The organism is Delftia sp. WSY_22 (assembly GCF_043104185.1).
Classification (GTDB): Bacteria; Pseudomonadota; Gammaproteobacteria; order Burkholderiales; family Burkholderiaceae_C; genus Comamonas; species Comamonas tsuruhatensis.
In genome coordinates, this window is sequence record NZ_JBICKN010000026.1 from 57,954 (window position 1) to 70,594 (window position 12,641).

9 protein-coding genes are annotated in these 12,641 nt (G+C 70.2%); 7 read left to right on the forward strand and 2 right to left on the reverse strand.

What is annotated here, in order from left to right; translation table 11 throughout:
• Window positions 1-15: 15 nt before the first annotated feature.
• The 7 genes from ACF8NF_RS14050 to ACF8NF_RS14080 all read left to right on the forward strand — a co-directional run bounded on the left by ACF8NF_RS14050 (window position 16) and on the right by ACF8NF_RS14080 (window position 10,711).
• The gene (locus ACF8NF_RS14050) at window positions 16-1,107 is read left to right on the forward strand and encodes an HlyD family secretion protein (RefSeq protein WP_012202692.1); all 1,092 of its coding nucleotides are present in this window, start codon (window positions 16-18) and stop codon (window positions 1,105-1,107) included.
• Window positions 1,104-3,860, forward strand: coding sequence for a ribosome-associated ATPase/putative transporter RbbA (gene rbbA, locus ACF8NF_RS14055; protein WP_126311082.1), 2,757 nt, complete (start codon window positions 1,104-1,106; stop codon window positions 3,858-3,860). Before ACF8NF_RS14050 ends, rbbA begins: the two co-directional genes overlap by 4 nt.
• 1 nt (window position 3,861) lies before the next feature.
• Window positions 3,862-4,992: an ABC transporter permease gene (locus ACF8NF_RS14060; protein WP_392450743.1), complete on the forward strand. Its 1,131-nt coding sequence runs from the start codon at window positions 3,862-3,864 to the stop codon at window positions 4,990-4,992.
• 53 nt (window positions 4,993-5,045) lie between these two features.
• Window positions 5,046-5,579 carry a hypothetical protein gene (locus ACF8NF_RS14065; protein ID WP_016449530.1) on the forward strand — a complete coding sequence of 178 codons (534 nt, stop codon included), beginning with the start codon at window positions 5,046-5,048 and terminating at the stop codon, window positions 5,577-5,579.
• 115 nt (window positions 5,580-5,694) lie between these two features.
• Complete coding sequence (locus ACF8NF_RS14070) at window positions 5,695-8,004, forward strand: DUF3141 domain-containing protein (RefSeq protein ID WP_047472286.1); 2,310 nt, start codon at window positions 5,695-5,697, stop codon at window positions 8,002-8,004.
• Complete coding sequence (locus ACF8NF_RS14075) at window positions 8,001-9,467, forward strand: bifunctional enoyl-CoA hydratase/phosphate acetyltransferase (RefSeq protein WP_392450744.1); 1,467 nt, start codon at window positions 8,001-8,003, stop codon at window positions 9,465-9,467. Before ACF8NF_RS14070 ends, ACF8NF_RS14075 begins: the two co-directional genes overlap by 4 nt.
• Complete coding sequence (locus tag ACF8NF_RS14080; protein ID WP_392450745.1) at window positions 9,464-10,711, forward strand: acetate/propionate family kinase; 1,248 nt, start codon at window positions 9,464-9,466, stop codon at window positions 10,709-10,711. The genes ACF8NF_RS14075 and ACF8NF_RS14080 overlap by 4 nt, the downstream gene beginning before the upstream one ends.
• Before the next feature lie 13 nt (window positions 10,712-10,724).
• Here the strand turns inward: ACF8NF_RS14080 and ACF8NF_RS14085 are convergent, their stop codons facing one another.
• Both ACF8NF_RS14085 and trpE read right to left on the reverse strand, forming a co-directional pair.
• Complete coding sequence (locus ACF8NF_RS14085; RefSeq protein ID WP_016449526.1) at window positions 10,725-11,075, reverse strand: chorismate mutase; 351 nt, start codon at window positions 11,073-11,075, stop codon at window positions 10,725-10,727.
• The gene (trpE, locus tag ACF8NF_RS14090) at window positions 11,072-12,571 is read right to left on the reverse strand and encodes an anthranilate synthase component I (RefSeq protein ID WP_016449525.1); all 1,500 of its coding nucleotides are present in this window, start codon (window positions 12,569-12,571) and stop codon (window positions 11,072-11,074) included. The genes ACF8NF_RS14085 and trpE overlap by 4 nt, the downstream gene beginning before the upstream one ends.
• Between the last annotated feature and the right edge of the window lie 70 nt (window positions 12,572-12,641).

Consider the following 12,641-nt stretch of genomic DNA (forward strand, 5'->3'; position numbering starts at 1 on the left):
CATCCGGACCCGCCCATGGACAAGAACACCTCTCTGAAGAACAAGATCGTGCCGATCGCCGCCGTGGCGGTCCTGGCCCTCGTGGCCTGGTGGGCCTGGAAGACCTTCACGCCCAAGGGCCCGGGCGAGGGCTTCGTCGGCAGCAATGGCCGGGTCGAGGCCACCGAGATCGACATCTCCACCAAGCTGCCCGGCCGCGTGGAGGAAATCCTGGTGCGCGAGGGCGACTTCGTGCAGGCCGGCCAGCCCGTGGCGCGCATGCAGATCGACACCCTGCGCGCGCAGCGCCAGGAAGCCGACGCCATGCGCCAGCAGGCCGAGCACAGCGTGGCCGCGGCCGAGGCCCAGGTCACCCTGCGCCGCAGCGACCTGGCCGCCGCCCAGGCCCTGATCGTGCAGCGCGAGACCGAGGTGGACGCCGCGCAGCGCCGCTTCAAGCGCTCGGAAACGCTGGCGCGCGAGGGTGCCTCCTCGGTGCAGGAGCTCGATGACGACCGCGCCCGCGTGCGCGGCAGCGAGGCGGCGCTGGCCGCCACGCGTGCCCAGGCCGCCGCCGCCCAGGCCGCCGTGAAGGCGGCCGAGGCCCAGGTGGTCGGCGTGCGCTCCCAGGTGCAGGCGGCCACGGCCACGGTGGCGCGCGTGCAGGCCGACATCGACGACGGCGTGCTCAAGGCCCCGCGCGACGGCCGCGTGCAGCTGCGCGTGGCCCAGCCCGGCGAGGTGCTGGGCGCAGGCGGGCGCGTGCTCAACCTGCTGGACCTGTCCGATGTCTACATGACCTTCTTCGTGCCCGAGACCGCCGCCGGCCGCATCGCCCTGGGCAGCGAGGTGCGCCTGGTGCTGGACGCCGCGCCCGAGTACGTGATCCCGGCCCGCGTCTCCTTCGTCGCCAGCCAGGCCCAGTTCACGCCCAAGACCGTGGAGACCGCCAGCGAGCGCCAGAAGCTGATGTTCCGCGTGCGCGCCCAGATCCCGCCGGAGCTGCTGCGCCGCCATCTGGAACAGGTCAAGACCGGCGTGCCCGGCATGGCCTGGCTGCGCACCGATGCCAGCCATGAGTGGCCCGCCAACCTGGCCATCAAGCTGCCAGCCCAGCCCGCGCAATGAGCCAGAGCACGACGCCCCATGCCAGCGGCTGGGTCGTGCGCCTGAAGGGCGTGCACCAGCGCTATGGCCAGGTCGAGGCTCTGGCGGGCATCGACCTGGACATTCCCGAAGGCCGCATGGTCGGCCTGATCGGGCCGGACGGCGTGGGCAAGTCCAGCCTCATGGCGCTGATCTCCGGGGCACGCAAGATCCAGGAAGGCAGCGTCGAGGTGCTGGGCGGCGACATGGCCCAGCGCCGGCACCGCGAGGCCGTCTGCCCGCGCGTGGCCTACATGCCGCAGGGCCTGGGGCGCAACCTCTATCCCACGCTGTCGGTGGAGGAGAACCTGCAGTTCTTCGCGCGCCTGTTCGGCCATGACGCGGCCGAGCGGCGCCGGCGCATCGACGACCTCACCCAGGCCACGGGCCTGCGCAAATTCCTGGAGCGGCCAGCCGGCAAGCTGTCGGGCGGCATGAAGCAGAAGCTGGGCCTGTGCTGCGCGCTGATCCACGACCCCGACCTGCTCATTCTTGACGAGCCCACCACGGGCGTGGACCCGCTGGCGCGCGCCCAGTTCTGGGACCTGATCGCGCGCATCCGCCGCCAGCGCCCCGGCATGAGCGTGCTGGTGGCCACGGCCTACATGGACGAGGCCCAGCGCTTCGACTGGCTGGTGGCCATGGACGAGGGCCGCGTGCTGGCCACGGGCACGCCGGCCGAGCTGCTGCAGCGCACGGGCAGCCGCTCGCTGGAAGAGGCCTTCATCGCCCTGCTGCCCGAAGAGAAAAAGCGCGGCCATGCGCCCGTGACCATCGCCCCCCTGCCCGAGGGCGGCGAGGACGACATCGCCATCGAGGCCAGGGACCTGACCATGCGATTTGGCGACTTCGTCGCCGTGGACCATGTGTCCTTCCGCATCCGCCGCGGCGAGATCTTCGGCTTCCTGGGCTCCAACGGCTGCGGCAAGAGCACCACCATGAAGATGCTGACCGGCCTGCTGCCGGCCAGCGAGGGCCAGGCCTGGCTGTTCGGCCAGCCCGTGGACCCGCGCGACATCGACACGCGCCGCCGCGTGGGCTACATGACCCAGGCGTTCTCGCTGTACGGCGAGCTGACCGTGCACCAGAACCTGGTGCTGCATGCGCGCCTGTTCGGCGTGCCCGAGGCGGACATTCCCGCGCGCGTGTCCGAGATGCTGCAGCGCTTCGACCTGCAGGCCGCGCAGCACAGCCTGCCGGCCGCCCTGCCGCTGGGCATGCGCCAGCGCCTGTCGCTGGCCGTGGCCATGGTGCACAAGCCCGAGCTGCTCATCCTGGACGAGCCCACCTCGGGCGTGGACCCCGTGGCGCGCGACGGCTTCTGGCGCCTGCTGGTGGAGCTGTCGCGGCGCGACCGCGTGACCATCTTCATCTCCACCCACTTCATGAACGAGGCCGAGCGCTGCGACCGCATGTCCATGATGCATGCGGGCAAGGTGCTGGACAGCGACACGCCCGCGCGCCTGGTGGCCAAGCGCGGCGCGGCCACGCTGGAGGAAGCCTTCATCGGCTACCTGGTCGAGGCCGGTGGCGGCGAGGCCCCGGCCGCCGAGGAACCGGCCGCGCCTGCCGCCCCCGCTGCCGTGGAAACGCACACTGCGCGCCGCCGCCATTTCAGCGCCCAGCGCATGCTCAGCTATGTCTGGCGCGAAGCGCTGGAGCTGCAGCGCGACCCGGTGCGCGCCACGCTGGCCCTGGTGGGCTCGCTGATCCTGATGTTCGTGATGGGCTACGGCATCAGCCTGGACGTGGAGGACCTGCGCTTTGCCGTGCTGGACCGCGACCAGACCACCATCAGCCGCAGCTATGCGATGAGCCTGTCGGGCTCGCGCTACTTCATCGAGCAGCCGCCGCTGACCGACTACGACGCACTGGACCGCCGCATGCGCAGCGGCGAGCTGACCCTGGCCATCGAGATCCCCCCGGGCTTTGCGCGCGATGTGCTGCGCGGCGGCTCCGTGCAGGTGGGCGCCTGGTTCGACGGCGCCATGCCCACGCGCGCCGAGACCGTGCGCGGCTACCTGCAGGGCATCCACCAGCACTGGCTGACCGAGCAGGCGCGCGAGCGCCTGGGCGTGGCGCCGGCCGGCCTCATCGACATCCAGACGCGCTTTCGCTACAACCCCGACGTGCGCAGCCTGCCGGCCATGGTGCCGGCCGTCATGCCCCTGCTGCTGCTGCTTTTGCCCGCCATGCTGACGGCGCTGGCCGTGGTGCGCGAGAAGGAAAGCGGCTCCATCACCAACCTCTACGTCACGCCGGTCACGCGCACCGAATTCCTGCTGGGCAAGCAACTGCCCTATGTGGTGCTGGCCATGCTGAACTGCCTGCTGATGTGCCTGATGGCCGTCACCCTGTTCGGCGTGCCCGTGACGGGCAGCTTTGCCACGCTGGCCCTGGCGGCGCTGATCTTCAGCGGCGCCTCCACGGGCTTCGGCCTGCTGGCCTCCACGCTGACGCGCAGCCAGATCGCCTCGATGTTCCTGGTGCTGATCGGCACGCTGATCCCCACCACGCAGTTCGCAGGCCTGGTCGACCCCGTGTCCTCGCTGGAGGGCGTGGGCCGCGCCATCGGCGAGGTCTATCCGGCCAGCCACATGATCGCCATCAGCCGCGGCGTGTTCAGCAAGGCGCTGGGATTTCGGGAGCTGGCCGGCTCGTTCGGGCCGCTGCTGCTGTCCGTGCCGGCGATCCTGGGCCTGGCCATTGCGCTGACCAGAAAGCAGGAGAGCTGACATGCGCACCCGCCTTTTCTCCAACATCTACCGGCTGGGCGTCAAGGAGCTGTGGAGCCTGTGGCGCGACCCCGTGCTGCTGGTGCTCATCGCCTATGTGTTCACGGTCTCCATCTACACGGCGGCCACGGCCATGCCCGAGAGCCTGCACAACGCGCCCATCGCCATCGTGGACGAGGACGGCTCGCCGCTGTCGCAGCGCATCGCGGGCGCCTTCTATCCGCCGCAGTTCGCGCCGCCGGCCATGATCGACCGCACGCAGATGGACCCGGGCATGGACTCGGGCACCTACACCTTCGTGCTCAACATACCGCCCAACTTCCAGCGCGACGTGCTGGCGGGCCGCGCGCCCGAGCTGCAGCTGAACGTGGACGCCACGCGCATGAGCCAGGCCTTCACGGGCAACAGCTATGTGCAGCAGATCGTCTCGGCCGAGGTCAGCGAGTTCGTGCGGCGCTTTCGGGGCGCCACCGCCCTGCCCGTGGACCTGGTGGTGCGCGCGCGCTTCAATCCCGCGCTGGACAAGGTCTGGTTCGGCGGGCTGATGCAGATCATCAACAACGTGACCATGCTGTCCATCATCCTCACGGGCGCGGCGCTGATCCGCGAGCGCGAGCACGGCACGGTGGAGCACCTGCTGGTCATGCCGGTGACACCGACCGAGATCATGCTGGCCAAGATATGGTCCATGGGACTGGTCGTGCTGGTCACCGCCTTTGCCTCGCTCAACCTCGTGGTGCGCGGCGCCCTGAGCGTTCCCATCGAAGGCTCTCAGCCGCTGTTCCTGGCAGGGGCCGCGCTGTGCCTGTTCGCCACAACGTCGCTGGGGATCTTCCTTGCCACGCTGGCGCGCAACATGCCACAGTTCGGCATGCTGCTGGTGCTCGTGCTGCTGCCGCTGCAGCTGCTGTCGGGCGCCATGACGCCGCGCGAAAGCATGCCGCAGCTGGTGCAGACCATCATGCTGGCCGCGCCGACCACCCACTTTGTCGAGCTGTCGCAGGCCATCCTCTACCGCGGAGCGGGGCTGGACGTGGTCTGGAAGCCCTTTCTCGCACTGGCCGCCATCGGCTCCGTGCTGTTCGCCCTCACGCTCGCCCGCTTTCGCAAGACCATCGGCCAGATGGCCTGAGTTTCGTTCCGCCGCCAAGGCATCTTTCCACGTCAACCAGCAAGGAGTTCCATATGAGCGCACAGACCATTCCCCTCCATCTGCTCAAGGCCCAGCTCGAACTGCAGCTGCACCTGAGCCGGCTGCTGCAGGAAAGCGGCCAGCAATGGCTGGAACATGCCGCACGCAACGGCCCCGAGCGCATCGCCGAGACCGGCAACGAGATCGAGGGCGTGCAGCAGACCAGCAGCTGGCAGGAGCTGGCCACCCTGCCCGCCCAGGCCTTCTGGCGCCACGCCCACCTGCGCATGGGCCATGCCCAGGCCCTGGCCCAGACCGCCATGGCCAGCCAGATGACCCTGGCCCAGGGCGTGCAGCAGGCCGTGCACGACTGGCAGCAGCAGGTGGCAGCCACGCTGAGCGGCGGCGCCCAGGGCGCGGCCGACACGGCCGTGCCCTGGAGCGACCTGCTGGCGCGCTGGACCTCGGCCGTGCAGTCCATGGCCCAGTCCGTGACCCCATCCGTCACCCCGCCCGACCATGCGGCGCAGCAGCCCGTTGCAGCGGCTGCCGCCGAAACGGCCCGGGACGCTGCCGCCCACGGCTGAAGAGCCCAGGGGCTGACACAAGCCGCACGGTCCCGCAGCGCGGGGCCGTTTGGCGGCCATTCACACGCAATCTGCAAGCAGGGGGCAGGACATGCCCGTTAAAGGAGTGGGCCAGATGAACGAGCACCTCGATAGCCACGGCACCGTGGACGTGGGGGCACTGTGGGGCGATCCGCTGAAGCTGCCCCAGGCAGCTGCACAGTACGCCACCGATGCCTGGCAGCGCACGCTGCTGTATGCCGACATCCGGCGCCAGCGCGGCAACCAGTACCGCGCCCACCTGGCCGAGGAAGTGCCCAATGTGCTGAGCTTCCAGGCCGAGATCGTGATGTCCGGCCTGGAGCTGCCGCGTCCCGTCAACTACGGGCTGGCACGCATCGCGCCCATGGAGGGCACGGTCATCGACCCGGCCAAGCGCCCCTTCATCGTCGTCGATCCGCGCGCGGGCCACGGCCCTGGCATCGGCGGCTTCAAGCCCGACAGCGAGATCGGCGCCGCCCTCAAGGCCGGCCATCCCTGCTACTTCGTGGGCTTCCTGCCCGACCCCGTGCCCGGCCAGACCGTCGAGGACGTGATGCGCGCCGAGGCCGAATTCGTGCGCAAGGTCGCCGAGCTTCACCCCGAGAGCCGGGGCAAGCCCGCCGTCATCGGCAACTGCCAGGCCGGCTGGCAGATCCTCATGACGGCCGCCGTCTGGCCCGAGCTGTTCGGGCCCATCATCGTGGCCGGCGCGCCGCTGTCGTACTGGGCCGGAGACAACCCCATGCGCTACGGCGGCGGCCTCATGGGCGGCAGCTGGGTGACGGCACTGACCAGCGACCTGGGCGCGGGCCGCTTCGACGGCGCCTGGCTGGTGCAGAACTTCGAGAACCTCAACCCCGCCAACACGCTGTGGGAAAAGCAGTACCAGGTCTATGCCGACGTGGACACCGAGGGGCCGCGCTACCTGGGCTTCGAGAAGTACTGGGGCGGCCATGTCTTCCTGGAAGGCCGCGAGATGCAGTACATCGTGGACAACCTGTTCATCGGCAACCGGCTGGCCACGGCCGAGCTGACGACCTCGGACGGCGTGCGCATCGACCTGCGCAACATCCGCTCGCCCATCGTGGTGTTCTGCTCGCATGGCGACAACATCACGCCGCCGGGCCAGGCCCTGGGCTGGATCACCGACCTGTACCGTGATGACGAGGACATCGCCGCCCACGACCAGACCATCGTCTTCGCCACGCACGACAGCATCGGCCACCTGGGCATCTTTGTCTCGGGCGCCGTGGGCCGCAAGGAGCACCGCGAGTTCGCGGCGCACATCGACATCATCGACCTGCTGCCCGCCGGCATCTACCGCGCCGAGATCGCCGACCGCCCCGCCGGCGTGCCGCCGCAGGAGCTGACCGACGCGGCCTACCTGATGAAGATCCGCCGCAGCGACCTGGCCGAGGTGCGCGACATCGTCCGGCCCGACCCCGAAAGCGAGCGCCACTTTGCCGCCGCCGCGCGCGTCTCCGAAATCAACCTCGCCCTGTACCGCAACACCGTGCAGCCCTGGGTGCAGGCACTGTCCACGCCGTTGTCGGCGCGCTGGCTGCAGGCCATGCATCCGCTGCGCGTGGGCTATGAATACTGGTCGGACTCCCACCCGCTGGCCCCTGCCGTGGCCCAGGCCGCCGAGCAGGCGCGCGAGGACCGCCACCCCGTCGAGCCCGACAACCCCTTCCTGAAGGCGCAGCAGGCCATGTCGCAGGCCGTGGTGCATATGCTGGACACCTACCGCGACCAGCGCGACGCCATGCAGGCGCGGCTGTTCCACGCCATCTATGGCTCGCCTCTGGTGCAGGCCCTGGCCGGCCAAAGCCGCCAGGACGACGGCCCGCCGCGCCCGCACCCGGGCGAATCGCCCGAGCACTGCCAGTACATGTGCCAGGAACTGGCGCGGCTGCACGAAAGCGTGGCCCAGGGCGGGCTGTACGAGGCCGTCATCCGCGCCCTGTTCCATGTGCTGCGCGCACGCGGCGAGGCCGATGAGCGCCACTTCCGCCACGCCTGGCGGCTGCTGCAGGATCACCTGGGCGGCGTGCCGCCCGACATGGCGCAGTTCCGCCGCATCGTGCGCCGCCAGGCCCTGCTGATGCAGCGCGAGCCCGACGCCGCCATGGCCGCCATCACCCAGTTGCTGGCCGCCTCGCCGGCGGCCGACATCCGCTGGGGCATGACCACGGTGGACGAACTGGCCAACCAGGGCGGCAACCTCAGCGATGCCGAGCACCAGCGCCTGCTGCAGGCCATGGCGCATTTCGTGCAGGCGCTGGAGGTGGCGCAGGCCAGGGAGGCCCCCCAGGAAGCGGCCCCACCCGAAGCCCCGGCCGCCAGGCCCACCCCGCGCGCACCGGCCAGCCGCGCGCACACAGGTACCCGAAAGAAGCGATGAACCTCTCCACTGCCTCCGATGCGGCCCTGCCGCCCGAAGACCTGGCCCTGCTGCGCAACCACAGCTTCGACGAGCTGGACGTGGGCGACAGCGCCAGCCTGGAACGCACGCTGAGCACCCAGGACCTGCGCCTGTTCGCCGCCCTGTCGGGCGCGGCCGTGGCCGACGGCGCTGGTGCCGGTGCCGGTGCCGGTGCTGGCCCGGTTGCCGGCGCCGACGATGACGACACCACCCTGATCGCCCACGGCATGTGGGGCGGCATGCTGCTGGCCTCGGTGCTGGGCACGCGCCTGCCCGGCCCCGGCACCACCCTGGTCGGCCAGACGCTGCGCTTTCTGGCGCCGCTGGCCGCAGGCGACCGGTTGACCGTGCGCGTGGAGGTGCTGGCCAAGCAGGCCGAGCAGCGCCAGGTCACGCTGGCCGTGGCCTGCACCAACCAGCATGGCGCCGCCGTGATCGAGGGCCAGGCCACCGTGCATGCGCCTGCGCGCCACATCGAGCGCCAGCGCACCAGCCTGCCCGAGATCCGGCTGGAGGCCGGTGGACGCGACGGCCTGCAGCGCCTGCTGGCCCATGTGGCCGGCCTGCCGCCCATCCGCGTGGCCGTGGTCCATCCCTGCGACGAGACCAGCCTCTCGGCCGCGCTGGACGCGCGCCGCGAAGGCCTGATAGACCCCGTGCTGGTGGCCCCGCGCGCACGGCTGGAGGCCGTGGCGGCCGAGCATGGGCTGGACCTGGGCGGCCTGCGCATCGAGGACGTGCCGCACAGCCACGCCGCCGCCGCGCGCGGCGCCGAGCTGGCCGCCTGCGGCGAGGTCGAGGCCATCATGAAAGGCAGCCTGCACACGGACGAACTCATGGCCGAGGTCGTGGCCGCCGCCGCCGGCCTGCGCACCAAGCGCCGCGTCAGCCACTGCTTCGTGCTGCAGACGCCGCACTACCCGCGCCCCTTCATCGTGACCGATGCGGCCATCAACCTCGCGCCCGACCTGCAGCAAAAGGCCGACATCGTGCGCAATGCCATCGCCCTAGCCCATGCCATCGGCGTGCCCGAGCCCAAGGTCGCCATCCTGGCCGCCGTGGAGACCGTGAGCCCGCACATGCCGGCCACGCTGGACGCCGCCGCGCTGTGCAAGATGGCCGACCGGGGCCAGATCGCGGGCGGCGTGCTCGACGGGCCGCTGGCCTTCGACAACGCCGTGTCCATGGCCGCCGCGCGCACCAAGGGCATCGATTCGCCCGTGGCGGGCCAGGCCGACATCCTGGTCGTGCCCGACCTGGAAAGCGGCAACATGCTGGCCAAGCAGCTCATGTACATGGGCGAGGCGGCCAGCGCCGGCATCGTCATGGGCGCCAAGGTGCCCGTGATCCTGACCAGCCGCGCCGACAGCCGCGCCTCGCGCATCGCCTCCTGCGCCATCGCCCTGCTGCTGGCCCACCGCTACCGGAACTCGCCGCCATGATCCCTGCCCACACCGCATCCTCCCCCGCCCGCGAACTGGTCGTGGTGCTCAACTGCGGCTCGTCCAGCATCAAGTTCGCCGTCTTCGATGGTGCCCAGCGCCCGCTGCCGCGCAAGCCGCTGTGGAACGGCAAGGTCCAGGGCATAGGCGGGCCCGCGCCCGACTTCGGCGAGAGCGGCGTGCCGCCCTTTGCCATCACCCTGGACACAGCCCACCCCTACCGCGCCGCGCTGCAGCTGATCCGCGAGCGCATCACCGCGCGCCTGGCGCAGCTGGACGGCGCCCGCGTGGCCGCCATCGCCCACCGCGTGGTGCACGGCGGCAGCCGCTACTTCGAGCCCGTGCGCGTCGATACCGGCGTGCTGGCCGACCTCAAGGCCTTCATCCCGCTGGCGCCGCTGCACCAGCCCTTTGCGCTGGAGGCCATGGACATCCTGCTGCGCGAGCGGCCCGAACTGGTGCAGGTGGCCTGCTTCGACACCGCCTTCCACCACACGCTGCCCAAGGTCGAGCAACTGCTGCCCCTGCCGCACGCGGCCTGGGAGCGCGGGCTGCGCCGCTACGGCTTCCACGGCCTGTCCTACGAATACATGGCCACCGCCCTGCCCGAGCGCCATGGCGACCTGGCGCGCGGGCGCACCCTGGTGGCCCACCTGGGCAGCGGCGCCAGCCTGTGCGCCATGCAGGGCCTGCAAAGCGTGGCGACCACCATGGGCTTCTCTGCGCTGGACGGCCTGATGATGGGCACGCGCACCGGCGCGCTGGACCCCGGCGCCGTGATCTACCTGATGGAAATCGAAAAGCTCAGCCTGCAGGAAGTGGGCCGCATCCTGTACCACGAGTCGGGCCTGCTGGGCGTCTCGGGCACCTCGTCCGAGCCGCGCGTGCTGCTGCCGCTGGAATCAGGCGCCGATGCCCGGGCCGAGCGTGCCCGCGACGCGCTGGCGCTTTACGTGCGGCGCATCGTGCGCGAGATCGGCGCCCTGGTCGCCGTGCTGGGCGGCCTGGACCTGCTGGTGTTCACCGCAGGCGTGGGCGAGCACAGCGCCGAGATACGGCGGCGCGTGTGCGAGGGCCTGGGCTTTCTGGGCCTGCGGCTGGACGCCGAGGCCAATGCGCGCGATGCGGCCGTGATCTCGGCCACCGGCAGCGCCGTCACCGTGGGCGTGGAGCCCACCAACGAGGAATGGGTGGCAGCGCGCCATGCGCTGCGCTGGCTGCCGGGCAACGCGATCCCCGCATGAGTGTGAACAGGCCCTAGGAACGATCGTCCTGCGCACCGCCTTCGCGCAGCCGCGCGAACTCGCGGTGCTCGTAGGCAATGCATTCCTCCATGAGGTGGCGGTACACCGCCTCCATCATGTCGGGCTGGCCGCCCTCGGCGGCCGTGCGCTCGCGCACGCGGCGCACGATGGCCTCGATGCGGCCCTCGTCGCGCACCTGGGCCGCATCGGCCTTGATGCGCGCGGCCTGCTGCATGTAGCCCATGCGCGTGACCAGCAGCGGAACCAGCACATCGTCCAGCGCATCCACATTGCGGCGCACATCCAGCATGTCGGTGCAGTGCTGCACCAGGTCGATGGCCTGCTTGGCGCGGTCCGTGCTCATTCCAGTCCTTCCTCCACCAGCTCGGCCGCGCGCATCAGTGCGCGCGCCTTGTGCTCGGTCTCTTTCCATTCCATCTCGGGCACGGAATCGGCCACCACGCCGGCGGCGGCCTGCACGTAGAGCGTGCCGTCCTTGATCACGCCCGTGCGGATGGCAATGGCCAGGTCCATGTCGCCCGCAAAGCTCAGGTAGCCGCAGGCGCCGCCGTAGATGCCGCGCTTGGTCGGCTCCAGCTGGTCGATGATCTCCATGGCATGCACCTTGGGCGCGCCCGTCAGCGTGCCGGCCGGGAAGGTGGCCTTGAACACATCCATGTTGTCCATGCCGTCGCGCAGAATGCCCTCCACGTTGCTGACGATGTGCATCACGTGGCTGTAGCGTTCCACGGCAAAGGCCTCGGTCACCTTCACGCTGCCCGTCTTGGCGATGCGGCCGATGTCGTTGCGCGCCAGGTCGATCAGCATCACGTGCTCGGCGCGTTCCTTGGGGTCGGCCACCAGTTCCTTTTCGGTGGCCTTGTCGGCCTCGGGCGTGGCGCCGCGCGGGCGCGTGCCGGCCAGCGGGCGGATGGTGACCTTCTGGCCCTCGTCCGTGTTCTCCTGGCGCACCAGGATCTCGGGGCTGGCGCCCACCACATGGAAATCGCCCAGGTGGTAGTAGTACATGTAGGGGCTGGGATTGAGCGATCGCAGCGCGCGGTACAGGCTCAAGGGGCTGGCCGTGAAGCGCTTGTGGATGCGCTGGCCCACCTGCACCTGCATGAAGTCGCCCGCGGCGATCAGCTCCTTGGCCTTCTCCACGGCCGCCAGGTAGTCTTCCTTGGCAAAGCTGCGCTGGGCCGGATGGCTCTCGCCGGCCTTGATCTGCGGCGCGCTGACCGAGTAGCGCAGCAGATCCTTCAACTGCCGCAGCCGCTTCTTGGCGCGCGTATAGGCCTCGCTCTCGCCGGGGTTGGCATAGACGATCAGGTACAGCTTGCCCGACAGGTTGTCGATCACCGCCACCTCCTCGCACTGCAGCAGCAGGATGTCGGGGCAGTTGAGCGTATCGGGCGGGCAGGAATCTTCCAGCTTCTTCTCGATATAGCGCACGGCGTCGTAGCCGAAGTAGCCGGCCAGCCCGCCGCAAAAACGCGGCAGCCCCGGGCGCAGCGCCACCTTGAAGCGCTTTTGGTAGGCAGCGATGAAGTCCAGCGGATTGCCCTTGGCCGTCTCCACCACCTGGCCATCGGTCACCACCTCGGTGCATGCCGCATCGCCGAAGCCGCTGGCGCGCAGCAGCGTGCGTGCAGGCAGGCCGATGAAGCTGTAGCGCCCGAAGCGCTCGCCGCCCACTACGGACTCCAGCAAAAAGCTGTGCTTGCCGTCACCGCCCGCATGGGCCAGCTTGAGGTAGAGGGACAGGGGGGTTTCGAGATCCGCAAACGCCTCGACCATCAGAGGGATGCGGTTGTAGCCCTGCGCAGCAAGGCTCTTGAATTCGAGTTCGGTGATCACGGGGAAAGACTCCGGATTGCGTGGCGCTGGCAGACCTGATGTGGGTGCGGGCTGCGCATGGATTGCGCCG